This is a genomic window from Leptolyngbya boryana PCC 6306 (genome assembly GCF_000353285.1).
Classification (GTDB): Bacteria; Cyanobacteriota; Cyanobacteriia; order Leptolyngbyales; family Leptolyngbyaceae; genus Leptolyngbya; species Leptolyngbya boryana.
Genome location: NZ_KB731324.1, coordinates 6114511 through 6135382 on the forward strand (window position 1 = coordinate 6114511; position 20872 = coordinate 6135382).

Consider the following 20872-nt stretch of genomic DNA (forward strand, 5'->3'; position numbering starts at 1 on the left):
TTTTTAACTGAATAAAGCATTCCTATTAGAAGTTATAGGCGTAAATATTTAGCGTTGAAGTTCGGTTATCCTCATACATAAGTTGTACGTTTGAAGAAGATTCCTAACCTTAAAGGCTGAAGATAACTACGCTCATCACTCGGGTGATTTCGGAAAGTTGTAGTAGTCTTTTTTCATGAATGCTCTGTCTGCTGCTAAGAAGAACACTCAGATTGATTGCATTGGTATACTTTTCGAGCGAGACTTTCACAGATGTATTGCTTTCAATCAGTTCAGCTCTAACTGCACCAAGTTCCCTAATTTGAACGATGGAGCGAAGTCGAGCCGAACAAGACGCAGATTTTTAGAAAATGCGCACATGCTTCCACAGCTGTATTGAGATAAATTTCACCCTAATACAGCTTCAGACCGTCCTAACTCTGAATTTGTTCCGATTGATTCCGCTCTAGCTCAGACACGTGCAATAGCGATCGCGTCCTTCCGCCTTTGCTTGATACAACGCTTTATCTGCTGCGTTGATCAACAACTCTGGAGACGTAATCACACTCGGAATCGTGTTGGATACTCCTAGGCTCACTGTCACCGTGTCGCAGACCTTGGAAGCCGTGTGAGAAATTTGCAAATTCTTCACCCCGGTCTGAATATCCTGTGCAACTAAAATTGCGCCTTCTTGATCCGTATTAGGCAAAATGACGGCAAATTCTTCACCCCCGTATCTGGCAGGTAAATCGATCGCTCTTTTTGCCGCATTCTGAATGACCTGTGCGACTTGGCGTAAGCAATCATCGCCCGCTTGATGCCCATACGTATCGTTATAGAGCTTAAAGCAATCGATATCGCACAAAATCAACGACAACGGCAACTGTTCGCGCAACATTCGCTGCCATTCTTGCTGTAAATACTCGTCAAATCTGCGGCGATTTGCGACCTGAGTCAGGCTATCGATCGCGGCTAATCGTTGCAGTTCATGATTCGCCGTCTCAAGCTGTTGATAAAGGCGAACTTGCTGAATCAATCGTTTCACGCGCTGCCGCAATACTGCCCAGTGAATCGGCTTCGTGATGTAATCAACCGCTCCAACTGAAAAGGCTTTATCCACTGAATCTTGGTCTTCCAGTCCTGTGATCATCAGAACCGGAGTACGACGTATTCCACTCATTTCTTGAATGCGACGGCAGCAGGTAAAGCCATCGATCGCAGGCATAATGGCATCGAGCAAGACCACATCCGGGCGAACCCGCTCGAACACACTCAGACAGGTATTGCCATCGTGTGCCTCAATTACTTGATAGCCATCTTGCTCCATCGCTTGACGCACACCGAGCCGCATTGTTTTATCATCATCTGCGACTAAGATTAGCGGGGGATTATGGAAAGAGGGCATCATTTCTGGCATTGCTGAAGTTCCAAATGTAGCGAAGCCTGGACACGATCGTACTCGGCTTCTAATTGGCGGACTCGAAAAGCGACCTGTTCTAGCGTTCCCAGACTCAGGCAGGATTCCAACGTATCGCACTGCTCAACCATTGCCGTTGCTCCAACACGCAGACTGCTCGATCGCAAGCGGCGAACCATCTGATGTAGGGTTCGCACATCCGTTGATTGAGTGGCCTGCTGGAGCCGAGCAACCCAAAGTCGGGTATCGCTAAGATACTGATTGATCAAATCAGAAGAGAGAGTCGATCCGGAATCGTGGGTCAAGTCACGAGACAGCAGAACAGCAGGATCAGGGTTTGGATCTGAGGGAGCAATTGAGAGAGAGGATGGCACAGAAGCAGGGGGAGACTCTGTGGAATCGAGATTGCTCCGCTTGAGTACTGATCGTGCAACAGGGATACACTTGCTGAGAACAAATTTTAACGCATCAACCCGGATCGGTTTGCTTAAATAATCATTCATTCCTGCATCTAGACAGAGTTGGCGATCGCCTTCCATCGCATTTGCAGTCATGGCAATGATATAGGGCTGAACTGGAAATGCACCCGATACAATCTTCCGGGTCGCTTCTAAGCCGTCCATTTCCGGCATTTGCACGTCCATGAGAATGACATCATAGACTTGACGATCCAGAGCAGATAAGACTTCTAGCCCATTGCCTGCAACGTCTGCGCGATATCCTAATCGGGATAGTAAATGTAAGGCCACTTTCTGGTTGACGACGTTATCTTCTGCCAGCAGGATTCTCAGCGGTTGAGATCGCGGTGTGACCTGCGGAGATTCTTGCGTGAATTCGACATTGGCAATTGGCTCGATCAATTGAGTTGCATGGGAGTCAGCTGCACGTGTGCAAAGCGTGAAGTAAAATGTTGAACCCGGTTGAGATGAATGTTGAGTGGCAACAAAGTTTTGAGGAGGACATCCTCCGATCGCACCTTGGCTTTCGACCCAGATACATCCCCCCATCATTTCACTCAAACGCCGACTAATTGCCAATCCTAAGCCCGTTCCACCATATTGACGACTGGTTGAGGAATCGACTTGGCTGAATGATTTAAAGAGTCGTGTCATCCGCTCCGGTGGAATGCCAATCCCTGTATCCCTGACGGCAAATTGCAATCCCAACGATTGCTCACTAGGAAGTTGAGCACAGTGAACGATTCTAGTCGTCTTGCAGACAGATGCCATGTTACAAGGGGGTGCAAGTGTGACTGAAACGGTAATTTCACCTTGCTGCGTAAATTTAACGGCGTTACTAAGCAGATTGACGAGAATTTGGCGCAGGCGGGTGACATCTCCCACGACCATCTTGGGGACATCGGGTGCAATTTGATAAGTGCAAGTCAAGTTTTTCTCGATCGCTTTAGGACTCAGCAAGTCGATCGATTCGGTGACGCAAGCTTTCAAATCAAAGGGCTGTTGCTCAAAATCGAGTTTGCCAGATTCGATCTTGGAGAAATCAAGAATGTCATTGATAATCGTCAGCAGAGAATCGCCACTGTTGCGAATCGTTTCCACAAAATCTCGCTGCTGCTCGGTCAGTTCCATCTCTAGCAGTAAGCCCGTCAAGCCAATGACGGCATTCATCGGAGTCCGAATCTCATGGCTCACCGTTGCTAGAAATTCACTTTTTGCACGGTTTGCGGTCTCGGCAATCTGTTTCGCTTGTTCTAGGGCTAAATTTTGTTTCGTGAGTTGCTCCCGTTGCAGTCGTTCTTGTTTGAGGAGTCGAGATTGTTCGATCGCGATGCCAACTTGGTCGGCAACGGCTTCGAGCAGTTCAATTTCGTCGTCTTTCCAAGCGCGCAATCCTTCACATTGATGTAAGCAAATCAGCCCATTGGGGACATCTTGATAAGAGGTGCGAACGGCAAGCATTGATTTGATGCGGGCGCGCTCACAGAGCGGTAGAGTAGAGCGAAGCAATGGATCGCGTTGCACATCTGGGGAAGAAATTGCCCGATCGCAGTTTAGAACTTTCTGGGTATGAGGATTGCCTTGAATTGGGACTTCAACCTCCTGCATGGAATCGCAGCCTCGCTCCAGATATTGCGCCACCACTGGAATTTTTGGAAAGACTGTATCGAGCTGAGACATGGCAAAGCCGGACGCGATCGCATCTTCTTCACGCTCGATATAGGCATGTAGCAAACAGCGATCGACCCCAAACGTTCTGCCAATCTGAGTCACAGTGGTTTGAAAAATCTCTTGTGTATCGAGGCTTTGGCGGATCTCTTGCGTAATTTGCTTTAATAAGTGAGCGCGTTGGATCTGAAGTTGCAGCGCTTCTTCTGTGCGAATACGTTCGGTTACATCAGTTTGAATTCCAATATAGTGAGTCACCTGTCCGTGCTCATTCATAATCGGTGAAATCGATAACTCATTCCAAAACACGGTTCCATCTTTCCGGTAGTTGCGAAGCGTAACCGTACAGTCTTCGTTTTCTTTAAAGGCTTGACGTAACCGCTCGAGCGCATCCTTTTCTGTTGCAGCGCCTTGCAGCAAGCGGCTATTTTTGCCAAGAACATCGACCGCAGCATAGCCTGTCATTCGCTCAAATCCTGGATTGACGTAGATCATCGGATTATCCAACTGAGTTGGGTCGGTAATAATGATCCCGTTACTGCTCGCACTAATCGCGCGTTCTAGAACTTTGAGGCGAATCTCAGTCTGTCTCGTTTCAGTAATATCTCGACAGACGGAAACGACCCCTTTTTCAGTTTGTGTCAGGGAAACTTCTTCAAAGAAAGTACTGCCGTCTTTGCGCTTTGCGATCACCTGTCCGCGCCATTGTCCTGTCTGTTGCAGAATCGGGCGAATTTCCCGCTCAATACGCTGACTTTCTTCGGGGTAGTACAGCGTTTTCCAACTTTTCCCAATCAGTTCTGTCCGACTGTAGCCAAACATTTCTAGATGAGCATCATTGAGATACAGCAATTTTCCGGCATCGCTGAGAATCGCAATTCCATCTAAAGCAGCTTCAACTGCGATCGATTGCCGCCAAAGTGCGGCTTGCAACTCTTGTTCCGAACTTTCGACACGAGACGATCGCCAATAATACCAAAACCCAACGCCATTTGCGATCGCGGCGAAGAAAGCCGCCCCTCCAAAGACCCATTCGAGACTCACCGCCATTTTGCCTGCCAATTCCACAATTCGTAATTCGTACATTTAGCTGACAAAACAGCCAAAATCACGAACATTTTGGTCACGCCTCAACTGAGAACACTGTTCTCAGTTTTTCTTTTTATAGTCTATGGAAAAATTCCTCGATCGTTAATTCTCGGAATCTTTAGGTTCAATGACCAGGTCGGGTAATCCTTCCAATTTTTCTGTTGGAATTTCGGCTTCTGGATCTTGCATAAATACGGTCAGCCCCGCTGGAACGCATTCCACCTCGATCGGCGTTGTCCCGACCATTTCCCCATCGACCACAACTTTCTGAGGGGGATGGGTTGTCACTTTGAAACGCTTGGATCGGACGTAGCCGACGTCATCTCGCTCGGCTGGATTGCCGCTGAGCGCAGACTGTAGCAGATGGTAAGTGGCTGCGATCGCACTAGTTCGATTGGCTGGAGCGACGATCGTCAAATCCAATAACCCATCATCGACAATTAACCCGGCAGGCCCTTGAGCCAAGACTGAAGTGGCAGGTGCGGCATTCGCGATCGTCAACGCCGATGCCGTGAAAGAAATCACGCGATCGTCAGTCTCCACTTCCGCTTCAAACTGTTCTAGCGTTTGTAACTTCCGCAAACCCGCTAAGATATACGCCAAAATTCCGAATCGATTTTTCGCTTCTCGGCTCGCCAGTTGAACGGTTTCTGCCTCAAATCCGATACCGGCAAGCAAGACCATCGGCAAATGATTACAGAATGCGACATCGACAGTCTTAGTTTGCTGTTTCAGAATGACTTCACAGGCAGCCTCGATTCCAGTTGGAATCCCTAACGCATTCGCAAACGCATTCGCAGTTCCACGGGCAATCACACCGAGCGGAATCCCTGTCCGAATCACGGCTGTTGCTGCTGTCGAAACCGTTCCATCCCCGCCGGATACAAAAAGCGCATCTACACCTTGCTGCACCGCCTGCTTTGCTAAGTCGTCTGCTCCGATCTCAGGTGTCGTTAAATGCGTCTTAAAGTCAAACTTCTTGCTTAAGAGTTCTTGAATCAGTGCAAGTTCCTGTTCAGCGTTTCCCTGGCCAGCGACGGGATTAAAAATCAAGTGTGCCGTTTGCATATCAATTCCGGATAGAAATACTTTCTGGATATCATGGCTATAAAGCCATCTGGTTCTGACCTGCGGGAGATTTAAATGGCAAGATGAGAGAGATCTTCAATCTCCGAAACCTTATGTCTGCGGCATCGATGTACGAAGAAGAACACTTTGTTGTTCTTGAAACGAACCAGCCTGAAGCAATTCTGAGCGCAGCCGAACTGAGTGAAAAACTGCGATCGATTCTCGCAACTCGTCAAGACACTTTGTCCCCAGACCTTCAACAAGCAGGCACAATCGACAACCAGATTCGATATCTATTAGATACGACCTGCGAGTTGGATATGGCGCCGGGCGAGTATTTACAGTGGTATGCGGTGCGGTTGGAGAAATGAGCCGTTATCCAGCCATTTGCACATCTTCGATCGCAACACTTTCACTCGGCAGTTCCAAGCAATACCCTGCACCATAGACGGTTTTGATATAGCGAGGATGACGCGGATCTGGTTCAAGCTTGGTGCGCAAATGGCGAACATGAACGCGAATCGTCTCAATGTCGTCATCGGGATCGTAACCCCAAACTTCTTTGAGAATTTCGCTCGGTGAAACAGTTTGCCCATGTCGCTGTAGCAAGCAATGGAGCAACTCAAATTCTAGATGCGTCAGTTTCACGGTTTTGCCAAACCAGATCGCCTCAAACCGCTCAGGTACGAGGGTCAGGGGTCCATAACTGAGAATTTCTGAGTGTTTCGCCGCTTGAGGAATGCGATCCGTCCGTCTCAGCAACGCCCGCACCCGCGCCAACATTTCTTCAACTTCAAACGGTTTTGTTAAATAGTCATCTGCGCCAGCGTTAAAGCCTTCCACTTTATTCTGGGTCTGACCCAAGGCAGTCAGCATCAGGACGGGAATGTCAGCCGTTCGTTCATCTCGGCGAATGCGCTGGCAGATGGTGAATCCATCGACTTGAGGCAGCATGAGATCCAGCATGATTAAGTCAGGCTGAATTTGGAGAGCAAGGGCTTGTCCACGAATGCCGTCCGACGCTTGGTTCACATCGTAGCCTGCCATTTCTAGATTGACAGCGACGAGTTCTGCGATCGCAGGATCATCGTCGATTACAAGGATACGCGGCATGATTAAATCTCTTCTAACTAAAGGAGGTTGAATGATTGTGGAAGTCGAGGCTCAAAAATAGTTAAGAACCTTGTTCAGATTATACGCAAGGATCTTAATTCCTTCGATATATAAAGTTAGTCTCATAGAAAAAATAGAGCAAAAAGGACTTTTTTTCAAATCTAAATTCTTTGTGATTTATTTGTAAATAAATGTATCTAACCGTCTCAGGATACTCTGTCTAGTAGAAGCGTGCTGCCGTTGATGCGATAAGGTAAGGAACATTATTTGTCTCTTCTCGGCAGCCATTCATTGTGATAATTCTTGTCTTGGGTTTAGTTGTTTCTATCATTGCGATCATTATTTTTTCTGGCAAGCTTAGCCGCGCCTTAAATAGCGCCCCAAAGATTTCAATTGATCCTGATTCAATTGATTCTTCTTTCTCGGTATCCGTCATCATTCCTGCATATAACGAAGCTGCAAATATCGAGGCTTGTGTCACATCTGTTTTAGAAAGTACAGATTTAGAGATTGAAGTTTGGGTTGTGGATGATCAATCGACGGATGAAACGGCTGCGATCGTTGAACTTCTACAAGGCTCCCGTCTAGATCCCAGATTGAAACTTTTATCGGGAAAATCCCGCCCAGGAGGGAAGATTTGGGTCGGCAAAAATTGGGCCTGTACTCAAGCCGTGCAGCAGGTTCAAAGCGAGTTTCTTTTGTTTATCGATGCGGATGTGCGATTGAAGTCAAAGAGTATTGAAACGGCGATCGCGTATGCTCAACAGGAAAAAATCGATTTGCTTTCGCTTGCCGTTGTGATCCTGTGTCGTCATTGGTCGGAATGGTTAGTGCAGCCGATTGTTGTGCTTTTACTAGGGGTCGGATTTGATTTTGCTCCTGTCAATGATCCGACTTCGGACACCGCGTTTGCGGCAGGACCATTCATGCTATTTCGTCGTAGCGCTTATGACGCGATCGGCGGACATGCAGCCGTGCACGATCAAGTGGTGGAAGATGTCGAATTGAGCCGTCGCATTAAACAACAACATTTCAAACTGTGGTACGGTTTGGGAGCTAATCTGGCTGAAGCGCAGATGTATCAATCTTTTTCGGCTTTGTGGGAAGGTTGGACGAAAAATTGGTTTATGGGGTCAAATCGCAACTATCAAGCCGCCTTGTACTGTGTATTTGTCACATTCATGATTTTTGCGCTGCCTTGGATTGGGATAGTGAGTGGACTGATTGATCTGGCGTTCTCCTCGCTCACGATTTGGAATGCAATCGCGTTGAGCATCAGCGCGATCGGCATTTTTCTGCAATATCGAGTTCGACGCGAGAGCGCGCCCTTTACTACTATCCCACTGCAAAACTGGTGGATGATGGGAGCCGGAGGATTAGTGGTTTGTGCGATCGTCTTGACCTCGATCATTAAAACCGAGACAGGTTGGGGTTGGACTTGGCGAGGCAGACAGTTAGAAAGACTCTAAGAGCGAAAGGTTACTTGTAAACCGCACACCTGAAAGGCAATCTCAGTTTCGATCCTATGTCTACTCGCTTTCCTAGGCAGCTAGAAAAATAAAAAGAGGGCATGCTAATATGCCCTCTTTGCACAATTCCAGATTATTGCTAGTTCAGCGTATCGACAAGCTGCTTAATTTTGCTTTCTTGTCGTTGCATCACTTGCTCGGGAAACTGCAATTCAACGATTGTGCGATCGCCCATGATCAGGTCTACCTGTTCTACCTTTGCAAGCAGTCGATTTGGCAAAGATTCATCCGCAGTCTGACTCAAGAGCACTCCAACCAAAGGCTGATAGTACTCTAAGAGCCTGACATCTTCGATCGCGTCAGATTGAATTTCTAATCTCAAACTGCGATTGCTAATTTGAGTCGCAATGCCTGAGTAGAATTGCCCTCTCCAATAAAGTTGAGCATGGGCATGAATCTGTTTCCGCACTCTCGTGACATTGCTTGGCTCAGCATTGCGCTGCTGGAACGATCGAAAGAAGCTGCCTGCAATGAACTTGAAAGACTGCAACGGATCGTCCACGTTTTCCCGTTGCTGCGAGTACCATTCCCGCACATCTGAGTAAATCACAATACTGAGGGCATCCAGCTGAGCGCGGGTGAGATCAATAAACTCGATCGATAACATCGACTGCGTTTCACTGACCGGGACGATCCGAATAATCTGACCTTTTACAAACGCGCGCGCACCGTAGTCTCCCACCAGTTCGATTTCTGCATCTTCGAGAAAATCTGCCCAACTCTCAACAATCAACTGGCAACCCGTTTCGCTGACATTCTGAGTATAACCAGGAACGGCTGCCCCATTGCTGTAAAGGGTTGCAGGCAACTTGCGATCGAGTCGATGCGCCCGTCTCAACTGGGGTTGTTCTAATGCAACCAATAATGCCGAAACAATCAGCAGCAGGTTGAAAATACTCCAAGCCATGTTGACTAACACAGCTTCCGCATCTTGAGGGCGCAAAATCAACCAGAACGGAACTGCCGCGATCGCAGCGATAACTAGCAACGTGACGACCGCTAGCGCTCTTGCTGAACCCCAATCGAAACTGCGTTTTGTCACCGATAACCCCTTATCTGTGACGTTGAAGCTTCCCAACTTCGGATTGACCAATGCGAGGAATGTCACAATTCCAGCGTGAAATGACATGGCAAACTCATAGATCTCATTCCAGAACGAGAAGCGGACATTTTTGTAAGTAATGTAGTTTGCGTAAGTTGACACAAAGAAGTGTGGCAGTGCGTAAGCCAGCGTCTCTAACCCTAAACCTCGGATTGGATTAATCCCGAACACGAGAAACAGTGCAGGCGCAAGCGCATACATCAATCGAGGAAATCCATAGAAGAAGTGAGACGTTGCACTGAAATAACAGATTCTTTGCCCGATCGACAATTTCAACTTCGGATTGAACAAAGGGTTTTCAATCCGAAGAATTTGTGCCATTCCTCGCGCCCATCGAATTTGTTGACCGACATAAGCTGAAAATTTCTCTGGTGCAAGTCCAGCTACCATGATCTTGTCATAGTAAATCGACTCATAGCCCAAAGAATGCAATCTCAACGAGGTATGACAATCTTCCGTCACCGTTTCTACTGCAATTCCACCCACTTCTAGTAAGTGCGATTTTCGGACAACTGCCGCAGAACCGCAGAAAAATGCTGCGTTCCAAAAATCATTTCCTTTTTGTAGCACCTTGTAGAACAATTCATTCCCGACTGGAATTTTTCCGCCTGTCTGCAAGTTCCGTTCAAAGGGATCAGGGTTGTAGAACCAGTGAGGGGTTTGAACGAGAGAAACTTTAGGACTGTAGAAGAATCCAACGGTGTCTTTCAAAAAGTGACGGACTGGAATGTGATCACAATCGAGAATGAGAACTAGGTCGCCCCCTGTCCGACGCAGCGCTGTATTGATGTTTCCAGCTTTCGCATGGTCGTTGTTATCTCGCGTAAGCAGCGTGCATCCTAGCTCAGCACACATTTGCCGTAACTGCTCACGTCTTGCCCGGAACTTCTCTGCACGACCATCATCGAGAATGTAAACTCGTTTCTTGTCAGCCGGATAGTCGATCGCTAATGCCCCGAGTGCGGTTTTGCGAACAATCTCCACATCCTCACTGTAAGTTGGAATGTAGATATCGACCTTAAACCATTGATTCTCGGGAATCGTTGCCAGATCAACAGCCTTGCGCTCTTTGAGCTTTAGGGTTTGGAAGAACGCTAAAGCGAGCGTCATGATGGCATATAGTTCTGCTAAAAAGAGCAGCACACTACACACTGCATCAAGCCACCCACTTGTCAGATTGAGGGTGTAGTTGGTGCGGTAGTAAAGATAGCGAAACGTTGTAATCAGACTGAGCCACACCATGAAAAGGTGTAGATACTCGCTCGTCTGTCCTTTTGCGTGCTTGTGCTCGATGTCTGTGACGCCCCAGCCCAATCCGATTAAAAGGATCGCCACAATTCCTTGCTGCCAAATTTCAAGCGGAGTGATGATGAGAGGAATTGCGAGTACGAGCAGCAGCACCATCAGGAAGACAAGCTGAGGAGCGCTATTTCTCTGAAAAAGTCGATCGAAGAAATTTGGAATGAGTTCGACAAACCAAGCTAGAACTCTTTGTCCTTTACTTTGGTAGCGTCTTGGAGATGAATTTGCCATGATCAATTAACCTCCAACTTGCTTCAAGAAAAGCTGACTGATGCCATAGAGCACGACTGAGCTGCCGACAATGCCGACCGGAAGCAGATACCACTGTTCTTGCAGGAATTGCCTTGCCTTGCTCACAATGCTTGTGTCTTCAATTCGACGGCGCTCCGATTGGCTCACAAACTGCATTTGATAAGCGTTGGAATCGAAAGGTGAAGGATTCGTTTGATTCGTGCTGATGAGAGCCGTGTCTTCTTTAAGTTGGTAGAACCAAAGGTCGTTGCTGAAGACATCTTGAACTTGCTTCAAGCCGAAATCTGTTTGAGCGGTCAGTGCTAGTAGAACGCGATCGCGATTCCAAGGCGACATCATGCTCTTGATCACACCGCCTTGATCGGGTAAGACGTTAATCTTCTCTTTGCCTGATTCTCTTGTGAAAGAATCCATCAGACGAAAACCGCTATTGGCTTGCAGCATTTCCTGAATGGGGAAGCGATCGCGTGTCCCAATTCCGACTAAATGCCGATCTTTTTTCACTGCTTCAGTCAGGCTTCCAGGCTTGTAGACATCGAGCTTGACGGATTGAGCTTGGCTGAGCCGCCCTAAACGCTCACTAAATTTCAGCAGCGTCATCACATCTGCTTCAGTCGGAGCGTCAGGAACCACGATCGCCGTTTGGGAAAGATCTTGCGGCGCGGCAAATGGATAACCCGTGGTCAACAGTTTGAGGTCTGGTAACTCGACAGAGTTTTCACGGTTGATCTTGAACTCTGTTGAACTGTGAACGGTTCCCGACAGCTGCTGATCGCTGACCTGGCCGCATTTCAAAGATTCTTTGGGATAGAGATCGAAAGCAACATCAATTACAGAATCCGACTTGATCAAATTGGGCGGCAAATCAACGTTGAACGTTTCATTACTTGCGCCATTATCAGAAGTCAGTTTCTTGCTTCCGACTGTAACGCCATCAATTCGTACAGAGAGCGAAGACTTGCGGGTGTTGACTTGAGCGCTGTAGCTATATTTCAAATTCATTGAGCTACCCCGTAACATGCGATCGTCGGGCAATGCTCGGAACTGAAACTGAACAGGTGGCGCAGAAGTTCCACGGACTGTCACATCCTTGAATGGCTTGTTATCTAAGCCTTTCAACGCACTCAATTGGAATGAATCTTCAAGTGGCAAGTAGCGTTCCCAACTGCGAGGTTTCGGGCTTTCGACTTCCGCAACATTCTGAACTAAGACAACTTGCCCTGCCCCAATCTGGCTATTGCTCGGTTGCACCAGGAATTGAACTGCTTTCGCAACTGCTTCTGGACTGTTTCCAGAAGCAATGAGAACCGGAATACCACCGTTGTTGAGCGTTGCTAGCATCAATACACCGACATTGTCAGGAAGTGCCGTTTTATTCCCATCTACGATCTGATCGTTCGTGATGTTCAAAGGCAACTTCATCGATTTGAGAGTCGGCTGATCTTTAGGTGTGCCGATGACGATTAAGCGATCGTTCCACTGAAACTTCTTGGTGTCTCTTACGAGACTGGTTTCTAGCGATCGAAAATCAGCTAACCGTCCGAAATGCGCGTGAAAACGACTCGTAGCAGTGAGCCAAGCTTCATTCACTTGTCCGGGCAGAAGATAGTTCAACCGAGTTGTATCTAAGCCGAGATTGTCAAAGAACGGCAAAGGATAGCGGCTGAAATCTAATGCGAGTGGCTGAGGCTGATAATCTAGCACCACTTTCGAGTCAGGCAGAACTTCTGACCAGAGGGCTTTATCGTCAGGATTTGCACAAGTTGGGGAATTAGATTGCTGAGCGACTAAAGTGACTTCGTTGTAATCCTGAATCAGATTCGCTGGGATATTCACCACTGCTTCACCGATTTGAGCATTCTTCAAGTTCAATGGAACGCTGCCGATGCTGGTATCGTTAACGCGGACAATCAAATTCGATTTGTCTGCCACGATCGCGGGAGAATGCTGGAATCGAACGACAACCTTTGCCGTTTTGACCGTCCAATTTTTGGGTCGTGTGAAGCCAATCCGTGCTTCAGCGTAGGTTCCCTGTAAACGGAAACGGTTCCCGATCGCTGGACTCCGGTTGAATTCTAAAACGTATCGGCTCAATGCTTCAGCGCTGGCAGCTTTCGTTGGCTCAGACTTTGGCTCGGCTTTGGGTGCAGATTGCGACGGTGCGGGTATAGCCGATTCTACAGGCGCAGGTTGTGACGGTGCAGGCTCGTAGTAAGGCTCTGCTGCTGGTGGTGTTTCAACGATAGGAGCAGGTTCAGGCTGATAGACAGGGGCTTGTGGGCGATAGACAGGGGCCTCAACTGGCGTGGATGGGAGCTTAAAGTCCCGAATGAGCTGATCTTCCTGTCTTTGAACACCTTGAGCTGAGATAGGTTGCGGGGTGTGCAGCAGCACGATCGCAAGCCCAGTGACTAAACCTGCACAGCAGAGAATCAGTGCCCGTTTTAGCAGTGTTTTAGAAAATCGACGTGGATGTCCTGAATGAGAGGACTGATCTGAAAACCGTTTGTTCATGGGAGGGATATAGTTGCAGCTTGAGTAGGATCTGTAAGATAAGCCGCCATGACATTTGGAGGGAGCAGTCCAAACCAGGCGAGATTCTGAGAGTAATAAGCGGAATCGTTATCCCAGAATCCGTTGCGATATGCAGGCAGGAGCTTTTCGGTGAGAATTTCCTCAGCGATCGCGGGATCAATCACTCGGAAGGCAGCATATAACATGCCGTATTGCGAGGTGGCTTCGTAATCCACAACAGCCTGTCCTTGTAAATCGAGTTTGGCAGGAATTTTGCGCTGAGCTTGCCACATCTGTTTGAGATGTCCCAGATTTGATTGAAGGTATGACTTCGCTCTTGGCTCATTAAACCAGGTCGCATCCAAGGCAACCCGCCACCAAACTCGACTCGCATCAAAACCATATTGGGTAATCAGTGGACTGCCTGAATCTAATGCACTGTACTGTCCATTTTTCGGATCGAGGGCAATCCAATCGCTCGGTAAGCCGACAGGGGAGACTTTCGAGGATTGCTCTAACATCTGATAGCTACTATCGACTAGACTCAGCCAATTTCGCTCTGAATCAACTTGGGCAAAGAGACGAAAGGCATAAGGGGCAAGGTATGAGGGGTTCGCTTTGAGCTTTTCGTTGCGCTGAAATAGATTCACAGCGCCAGGGAGGAGATATCGTTTCTGATCGGCTGGAAGCGTGACGGTTGCTTTTGCCCAAAGATCTTTTAATTTACGGCGCGCGAGGGTGAGGTAGTCCGATCGCTGCCATCGTCGCGATGCCAAAATTAATGCGGTAATTCCATCAATATCAGCATCGCTCGCAACATTTGGATCGAGGATTCTCCACTTGCCTCCAGCGTCCTGTCCCCATTTCCAAGCCCAGAGAGAATCGATCGGAGTCTGAGATTGATCTTGTCGTCGCAGGTTGGTTTCTGCCCAGCGTAGCGTTCGTTCAAATGTTTCGGGATCGTCTGCAATCACGGCTCGAAGCATGGCGTAGGCTTGACCTTCTGAAGTCGAGCGACCCGTCGCTTCCCAGTCGATCACGCGACCATCGGCTTGAATAAATCGCTTTCGATAAGCTGTCCAACTCTCAGCAAGTAAGGCACGATGGTCAGAAACTTCCACGCTAGAAGCCAATGTCGATCGCGGAGGTGGAACGGTGCAAGACACTAAGCCACCGATGCTAATGCATCCGATAATCGTGAGCGGGACAAGCAATCGCAGCATACAGTTAAGTCACCGTTAAGTTAATAACGTTCCCAAGGCGGCTGGAAACCGCGTTGTTGCAACATTCCTTCCTGGAGTTTCTGAATTCGTTGCTCCAGTTCTAAATCTGATGCTCCTTGCTCGGTCTGTTGAATTTTCAGCCGTTCAAATTGATCTAGTGCTGCCAAAGGTTGACCTTGAGCCGCAGAGAGTTCAGCCAGAGATCGCTGAGCAATCAAATTGTCTGGATTCATTTCCAGGATTTGAGTGTAGATATTTTCGGCTGATGTAAATTGTCTCTGTTGGAACTTCACTCCCCCTAAACCAGAAAGCGCGTCTAAATTCTCAGGTTCAACTTTCAAAATTGCTTGATAAGCATCTTCTGCACGATTACTATTTCCGAGTGTTTGCTCTAATTGAGCTTTGAGGAATAACAGAGAAAGATTGGTGCGATCGTCTGATGCAGTTCGCCGTACTTTAGCAATCAGCCGATTTGCCTGTGCTCTCGCTTGCAGCGGATCGCGACTGGCTAACAGTTGAATCAACCGCACCTGAACTGGAACATTTGTGGGATCAGCTTCAATGAGAGCGTTGTATAAAGCTTCACGGCTGACATCACTCGGTAAAATTCCTACCAAGGTATAGAGTTCAGCAGGGGTTTCAGAAGGGCGAGACTGCAAGAATCGAGCCAGCACAACTTCTGCTTCACGCTCTGAAATTTTCTTTGCCTGATAAGCAACAGAAGTGCGACCGAGTTGAAGTTGTAAATCGTCAGGATTGTCTGCAATTAAGCGATCGTACAATCTCAAGGCATCGTCAAAGCGGTTTTGAGACAGTCTCAAGCCTGCGAGAGAACGAATTGCCCCTGCTTTCAACTCATCATTTGCTGAGGCACTCGCAATTAAAGTTTCATAGCGTTTTGCGGCAGCTTCTAAGTTACCTTGTCGGCGATCAAGTTCTGCAAATAGCAGTTCTGGAGCTTGGTCGCGTGCGCCAACTGGAGTAGATTGATAGCGAGATAAAGCCGCTCTTGCCGCTTCAAATTCGTTACGCTCAATCAAAAGCTGCGCGTAACGGAAGTTCAAGAACGGTTCACTGACTTCTTTCTGGATTAATGTCTCATAGATGTCGAAGAACTCAGGATCGGGTTCTAATCGAACCAGTGCTTGAGCGATCGCAAATTGTTGAGCAGGCTCGTTCGGCAAACTTTGTAAAATCGGTCTTAAACGTTGCCGAATTTCGCTTTGATTCAGCGTGCCAAGCTGGCTCTCTAATGCCAATTGCTGAATGACTAAAGTCTGATTGTTCGGTTGTTGCTGAACGAGTTGACGATAGATCTGTAGAGCCGTTTGGCGCTCTTGAGAAATTCCACCCAAGACATCTGCAATCTCTCGAAGCAGCGTTGGAGAAGGGTTCGATGTTGATGCTAAGACCTGTCTGTACAATGCTCCTGCCTGTGCTAGAAGTTCTGGGCGGTTTTCCTGTCTGCCCAGTTCATTCAATGCACGTGCTAACGGCAACCGAGAATCAGTGCGATCGCGTAATGGATCAAGGATTGCGAGTGCCTGCGCCGACTGCCGATTTGCCAAATAAGCTTGAGAGAGTTCAGAGCGTACTTGAATTCCAAACGCATTCATTTGCTTTGGAAGTTGCCCTTCTAAAATTTGAATAGCTTGAGTATTGTTTCCTGCTGCACGCAAAGCACGGGCATAGGCGATCGCTGCATTGCCCGTAATTGGAGTACGAGTGCGCGAACGATATCGCTCAAATAACTCCAGTCCTTTCTGGCTATCTCCAGCATAGGTATAGATTTGAGCGGCTCCTAACAGAACTTCTGGCGTTGGATTTGTTGCTAAGACCATCTCATAATCTGCAAGTGCCTCGGTAAAACGACCTTGATAGCCATACAGCAAGGCACGTTGGGCACGTGCTTCAGTTTCCCCTGCGTTGAGTTGAAGCAGCGTCGTCAAGGCATCGATCCCTTGCTTCTGCCACTCCGGCTTAAAGCTTGCTAAAAGTCCAACTGTTTTCAGCGCTAATTGATTGTTCGGATCTTGCTGCAACACTCGTTGATAGGCTTGCCACGCCTCAGAATCACGACCTGCTCGACGCAGCGAGATCGCTAATCCTAGCTTCGCTTCAACTGAGTCTGGATAGCGTTGAATCGATCGCTGGAATGCTTGGATTGCATCGTCTACCCAACCTTTGCCGAGTAGCGTATAAGCTTGACGGACATCCGCAGGGATGTTTTGCGTTTGAGCGATTGCCATTTGTGCCTCTGCAAGAGTCAGCAGAGGTGTTCCGGCAAGTAGCCATCCAAGGCAAAGAGAGAGCGTGAACTGTTTCTTAACGCGAGACATCTTAGCAGGGTGTTTCCGTGTACTCATGATGCAGGTGAATTATTGAACCAGTCTTCCTCTGGGTGTGACATCAAATTCGCTTCTAAGACGAACGCCCGCGATGGTTTCCGAGAAATTATTGCGCTGTTGGACTGAGAAGCCCACACGCAAGTTCGACAGAAGTTTGAAGTCGTAGAACAACTCCAAAGCATCGGGTACGTTTTCGCCACTGTTCCGTCTGAGCTTGTCATTTGACAACGCGCGACCGTAAGCGAGTCCTAAACGATCGTCAGGGCTAAATAAATCGAGGAAGGTGATGCCCCCACTGAAGGTGTCGCCACTTTCGTCTAGATCAAGATTGTTATAGCGTCCATATCGCCCGAAGATGCCCATCTTCAAGTTAGGAATGAAAACTTCTGCATTGACACCATAAGCTTGTTCTCGATCGCCTTTTAATAATCCAGTACGACCTCCGCCCCGGCTCAGCTGGAAAATTTCTTGGAAGCCGCTGTTTGAGCCAGAATCTCGATCAGTGGCGTAGGTTCCACGCACGATCAAGTTTCCGTAGCGCATCCCCAACTCACCCGCAAAACCGTCTAAGGCAAAGTCGCTTAATCCCTTTGAAGAAGAGAAGACCGCAGCTTTTGCTTCGATGTTGTCCGTCAAGCTGAAATTAACAAGTGCGCCAGGACGAGATGCAATACCCGTTGCGCTGAGAGCAGGGTTCGTTTGGAAAATCGGATTGAAGAAGTGAGTTGCACCGTCTTTTGCAAAACTATTGCGATCGAAGTAGGACGTAAAATCGATTTGTCCAACTACAAAGCGCAGGTTGGGAATGTCACGCGGAGACGTTGCAAAATACAGCTCGTTTACATTAAAGCCGTTGTCGGGCGTATCTGTGAAACCTCTTCCAGTCGTGACATCTAAAGTTGCTCCCACTAAGGCACTTGGGCTAAGAGGGTATATGCCGTAAAGTCTTGCCCGTGCCGAGGTTTCATCACCTTGATAAAGAAAAACACCTTGAAAGGTCAAACTTGGAGGTGTTAAGGCTGTACTTCGCATGAACGGACGATTGGGTCTTCCTAGCATCTCCGCATCGCGTCCGGATTGGGCTAAGAAGTTCGCTTTATTTTGGGCGGCAATCGATGGAGCTTCTGTCGATGTTGTCGGAGATTGCAGTGCGATCGTAGGGTTGAATGCGTCTGGGTTAATGCCGCGAATCGATGCAGTCGAAGCCTTAAAACGGGGCGTGGGGACTAGATTCGTACCGACATCACTGCCAGAGAGGGTAGAAGCGACTAGTGATGGAGAATCTGGCTCAGGACGTTGAACGCTTTGAGCAGCAATTGGAACTGTAGCAGCAGGCGGAGCGAAACTGGGCATCGCAGCAGTTACAGGCTGCACAGAGGTCGCTTGACCGGATAATTGTTGAATTAAATCTGCTTCGCTCTGATTCACGGGTTGCGATTTCTCAATCAGCAAAGCTGGGTTGCTGGGTTGGGAAACAGCAGCAATCTTTTCAGGAGATTTGGAATTTAAGGGGTTTGCTTGGGCTGAATTACCGAAACTTGCCTGAGTCGTCAGGACTGTTAAGACTGACGAGAAGGCAACCCAAGAAATGAGAGAGATAAATTTAGGAAACCGGGATACATCTGACATGCTTCACCCACACCATATTGACTCGATAGACAGGTTTTTACTGTTTGGACTTGGACGAACTGCGAAGCCTGTTCTAAGTAATCTCACGAATTAACTCGTGCTTTTAAATACTTAATTTGATGACCCTACGGCTTCTGGAAAGCTGAATTTCAGTACTACAACTTGCGCCAGCATTTCCCATGCCTAGAGTTCCCGCGAAATCTCGGAATGAAACCTCAAATTTTCTCTGGTTATTACTCTTTTAACTTGCCTGGTAAAAAATGACACAATTATTTGGACGGTGGGCAAAGTGTCCTTGAAAATTAGAAATGTGAGTCAGTTCAGCTGTCAGGGAATGAATAAGGGTGTTGTCTGACATTTGCGATCGCTAGACAAATTGACTACCCTCTACCCATGATGAGTTATGAAAAGTTTGCAGCAATTTCTCCGTAAATTTGCGAGTAGTACCCTGATTTCGCTTCTGATTCTCTGCACAGGCTGTACCCAGATGCCATTTCTGAGTAGTTCTCAACAGACGACGACTTTATCCATGCAAGTTGAGGCAACTGGAGAAACAGGCGTTTACAAAATCTCCGGTCAAACAAATCTGCCAGAACAGACTCAGATTACCGTTCAAGCAATCCGAGCGCTGCAAATTCCGGGACGAGATGTACAAATCGCTGCTGAGCGGTCTTACTCCATCCTGGCAAAGACTCAAGTGAGTGTTGAGAAAGGCAAATGGCAAACCTCGCTGAATCTGTTGCAACCTGGTCAGAATGGGGCTTTAGAAACTTGGCAGCAGAGCAATCAAGAATTGGCTTTGAAATTTCAGCCCGATAATCAGGTGAGATTTCTAGCACTGACTGATCCAACTCGAAGTTCGATCTCAGTGCAATCACAAGCCCAAAAGAATCAAGCAACCAGTGTTCAATTCACTGCAGATGGGAAAAGTTACTTACAGACAGAACAGTGGATGTCGATCGAGCCGCCAACTGCGAAAGTGGCGAGTCAGAAATCCGGTACAACTGTGGTGAAAGTTTCAGTTCAACCTGTCAATAAAGTAAACGATGTGAAAGAGCAGATTGATGCTGCACTTCCTGTAAACGCATTTATGCGTTGACACAAGATAGGTTCTGCAGGCTCCCAAATGCGGGACTTTGAATTGAAGCAATGATGGGGCACTTGAGCAGGTGAGCTTGAGTGCTTTTTTGATTACTTCTGGACTACCCAAGCTGGATCAAGTGCTTGAAAGCGTTGAGCGAGATGATTCAGAGGAGCATCAGAGACAGGAGTTGAAGTTGATGCAGGCTCGACGCGCAGCGTGCTTTGGATCGTTTCAATCTCAGTCATGATGTGCTGAAGTTGGCTTTGGAGCTTTTGCATTTTTGCGATCGCATCCGCTTCATTGGGAGCAGTAGTAGACTGAGCTACCGCAGTCGAGCGTGAAAATCCCAGATAGGTTTGGGCTGCATGAAGAGGTACGGCAGTTTGAATTTGAGCCGCAACAGGTTGAGTCCCTTGAGTTGACCTGACAGCAGGTTGAGGCGTGACCAACTTAGGAACGCCAGGAGTAGGGAGCGGCACATCTTCATCGAGGAAAAACTTCAAGTTAGAATCTGCTAGATAAGCTTCAGACATCAGCGTGTTCTGCAACTGAGCTTCTTTCTGCTTCAGCTGCTTTTCTACTTCTAGAAGTTGCGCTTCAGCGAATTCTGAGTTTTGGGCAGCACGTCTCCAACCGAGAGCCGCACAGATCGTTAGGCTAGTTCCCAAGCTGAGAAAGCCGGCGATCGCGAGATAAGGAGTTGCAACCTCTCTCAATTGTCCCTCAAATATACGCTCTTCCTTAAATTGAACCGCGAGCGGCTGAGAACCATATAGCGTAAGAGGGACAGCAGAGGCTGAGAAGACCGCTCCAGCACTGAGGGCAGCAGGCACAAAGAGTTTTGCAAGTGAAGACATAAGTGACTGTTCTGAGTATCTTGGTTAGAAAACCGGGTTAGAGCAGTAATTTCTTTGAGTGATCGCGGCCAGGATTCACGATGGAAACGGAATCAAGACAACCGACGGCACTCGGAAGGATTACTTATTGCTACTAACCTTAATCTGTTTAAGAGGGAAAACAGGTGTAAATCTGATGAAGAATCGCCAAATCACAGAAAAGTTTCTGTAAAAATGCGGTTGTTTTTATCAAGATTCACG

13 protein-coding genes are annotated in these 20872 nt (G+C 47.8%); 3 read left to right on the plus strand and 10 right to left on the minus strand.

The genetic code is table 11. The features are described 5' to 3' along the window. Positions 1-445: 445 nt before the first annotated feature. The 3 genes from LEPBO_RS0130420 to LEPBO_RS0130430 all read right to left on the minus strand — a co-directional run bounded on the left by LEPBO_RS0130420 (position 446) and on the right by LEPBO_RS0130430 (position 5679). Positions 446-1396 carry a GGDEF domain-containing response regulator gene (locus tag LEPBO_RS0130420; protein ID WP_017291384.1) on the minus strand — a complete coding sequence of 317 codons (951 nt, stop codon included), beginning with the start codon at positions 1394-1396 and terminating at the stop codon, positions 446-448. After that, positions 1384-4608, minus strand: a complete 3225-nt coding sequence (locus tag LEPBO_RS38755) for a PAS domain-containing hybrid sensor histidine kinase/response regulator (RefSeq protein ID WP_017291385.1) — start codon at positions 4606-4608, stop codon at positions 1384-1386. The genes LEPBO_RS0130420 and LEPBO_RS38755 overlap by 13 nt, the downstream gene beginning before the upstream one ends. A 105-nt stretch (positions 4609-4713) precedes the next feature. After that, the gene (locus LEPBO_RS0130430) at positions 4714-5679 is read right to left on the minus strand and encodes a YegS/Rv2252/BmrU family lipid kinase (protein ID WP_017291386.1); all 966 of its coding nucleotides are present in this window, start codon (positions 5677-5679) and stop codon (positions 4714-4716) included. A gap of 113 nt (positions 5680-5792) precedes the next feature. On the opposite strand from LEPBO_RS0130430, the gene LEPBO_RS0130435 reads away from it, so the two are divergent. After that, positions 5793-6050, plus strand: coding sequence for a chlororespiratory reduction protein 7 (locus LEPBO_RS0130435; RefSeq protein WP_017291387.1), 258 nt, complete (start codon positions 5793-5795; stop codon positions 6048-6050). Positions 6051-6054: 4 nt separating this feature from the next. Here the strand turns inward: LEPBO_RS0130435 and LEPBO_RS0130440 are convergent, their stop codons facing one another. Continuing rightward, positions 6055-6792 carry a response regulator transcription factor gene (locus LEPBO_RS0130440; RefSeq protein ID WP_017291388.1) on the minus strand — a complete coding sequence of 246 codons (738 nt, stop codon included), beginning with the start codon at positions 6790-6792 and terminating at the stop codon, positions 6055-6057. A gap of 293 nt (positions 6793-7085) precedes the next feature. On the opposite strand from LEPBO_RS0130440, the gene LEPBO_RS0130445 reads away from it, so the two are divergent. After that, positions 7086-8261, plus strand: coding sequence for a glycosyltransferase family 2 protein (locus LEPBO_RS0130445; protein WP_017291389.1), 1176 nt, complete (start codon positions 7086-7088; stop codon positions 8259-8261). 139 nt (positions 8262-8400) lie between these two features. Here LEPBO_RS0130445 and bcsA read toward each other — a convergent pair whose 3' ends face one another. The 5 genes from bcsA to LEPBO_RS40485 are packed head-to-tail and all read right to left on the minus strand — an operon-like array spanning position 8401 to position 18691. Then, entirely contained in the window at positions 8401-10956 is a 2556-nt protein-coding gene (bcsA, locus tag LEPBO_RS0130450; RefSeq protein ID WP_017291390.1) for a UDP-forming cellulose synthase catalytic subunit, read from the minus strand. A gap of 6 nt (positions 10957-10962) precedes the next feature. Beyond that, complete coding sequence (locus LEPBO_RS0130455) at positions 10963-13491, minus strand: cellulose biosynthesis cyclic di-GMP-binding regulatory protein BcsB (RefSeq protein WP_017291391.1); 2529 nt, start codon at positions 13489-13491, stop codon at positions 10963-10965. Next, entirely contained in the window at positions 13488-14714 is a 1227-nt protein-coding gene (locus LEPBO_RS0130460) for a glycosyl hydrolase family 8 (protein WP_017291392.1), read from the minus strand. The genes LEPBO_RS0130455 and LEPBO_RS0130460 overlap by 4 nt, the downstream gene beginning before the upstream one ends. A gap of 20 nt (positions 14715-14734) precedes the next feature. Next, positions 14735-17080 carry a tetratricopeptide repeat protein gene (locus LEPBO_RS0130465; protein ID WP_197693227.1) on the minus strand — a complete coding sequence of 782 codons (2346 nt, stop codon included), beginning with the start codon at positions 17078-17080 and terminating at the stop codon, positions 14735-14737. Positions 17081-17092: 12 nt separating this feature from the next. Continuing rightward, positions 17093-18691, minus strand: coding sequence for a carbohydrate porin (locus tag LEPBO_RS40485; RefSeq protein WP_017291394.1), 1599 nt, complete (start codon positions 18689-18691; stop codon positions 17093-17095). Positions 18692-19094: 403 nt separating this feature from the next. Between LEPBO_RS40485 and LEPBO_RS0130475 the strand changes: the two genes are divergently transcribed. After that, positions 19095-19790: a hypothetical protein gene (locus LEPBO_RS0130475; RefSeq protein WP_017291395.1), complete on the plus strand. Its 696-nt coding sequence runs from the start codon at positions 19095-19097 to the stop codon at positions 19788-19790. 92 nt (positions 19791-19882) lie between these two features. Here the strand turns inward: LEPBO_RS0130475 and LEPBO_RS0130480 are convergent, their stop codons facing one another. Continuing rightward, positions 19883-20632 (minus strand): hypothetical protein, encoded by a 750-nt coding sequence (locus tag LEPBO_RS0130480; RefSeq protein WP_017291396.1) that lies wholly within the window; start codon positions 20630-20632, stop codon positions 19883-19885. Between the last annotated feature and the right edge of the window lie 240 nt (positions 20633-20872).

What these genes read in the sequence shown, in the direction of transcription:
- LEPBO_RS0130460 (WP_017291392.1), bottom strand. Translation starts at nt 14,714, where the DNA reads ATGCTGCGATTGCTTGTCCCGCTCACGATTATCGGATGCATTAGCATC.
- bcsA (WP_017291390.1), bottom strand. Translation starts at nt 10,956, where the DNA reads ATGGCAAATTCATCTCCAAGACGCTACCAAAGTAAAGGACAAAGAGTT.
- LEPBO_RS0130465 (WP_197693227.1), bottom strand. Translation starts at nt 17,080, where the DNA reads ATGAGTACACGGAAACACCCTGCTAAGATGTCTCGCGTTAAGAAACAG.
- LEPBO_RS0130455 (WP_017291391.1), bottom strand. Translation starts at nt 13,491, where the DNA reads ATGAACAAACGGTTTTCAGATCAGTCCTCTCATTCAGGACATCCACGT.
- LEPBO_RS38755 (WP_017291385.1), bottom strand. Translation starts at nt 4,608, where the DNA reads ATGTACGAATTACGAATTGTGGAATTGGCAGGCAAAATGGCGGTGAGT.
- LEPBO_RS0130480 (WP_017291396.1), bottom strand. Translation starts at nt 20,632, where the DNA reads ATGTCTTCACTTGCAAAACTCTTTGTGCCTGCTGCCCTCAGTGCTGGA.
- LEPBO_RS0130435 (WP_017291387.1), top strand. Translation starts at nt 5,793, where the DNA reads ATGTCTGCGGCATCGATGTACGAAGAAGAACACTTTGTTGTTCTTGAA.
- LEPBO_RS40485 (WP_017291394.1), bottom strand. Translation starts at nt 18,691, where the DNA reads ATGTCAGATGTATCCCGGTTTCCTAAATTTATCTCTCTCATTTCTTGG.
- LEPBO_RS0130430 (WP_017291386.1), bottom strand. Translation starts at nt 5,679, where the DNA reads ATGCAAACGGCACACTTGATTTTTAATCCCGTCGCTGGCCAGGGAAAC.
- LEPBO_RS0130440 (WP_017291388.1), bottom strand. Translation starts at nt 6,792, where the DNA reads ATGCCGCGTATCCTTGTAATCGACGATGATCCTGCGATCGCAGAACTC.
- LEPBO_RS0130475 (WP_017291395.1), top strand. Translation starts at nt 19,095, where the DNA reads ATGAAAAGTTTGCAGCAATTTCTCCGTAAATTTGCGAGTAGTACCCTG.
- LEPBO_RS0130420 (WP_017291384.1), bottom strand. Translation starts at nt 1,396, where the DNA reads ATGCCAGAAATGATGCCCTCTTTCCATAATCCCCCGCTAATCTTAGTC.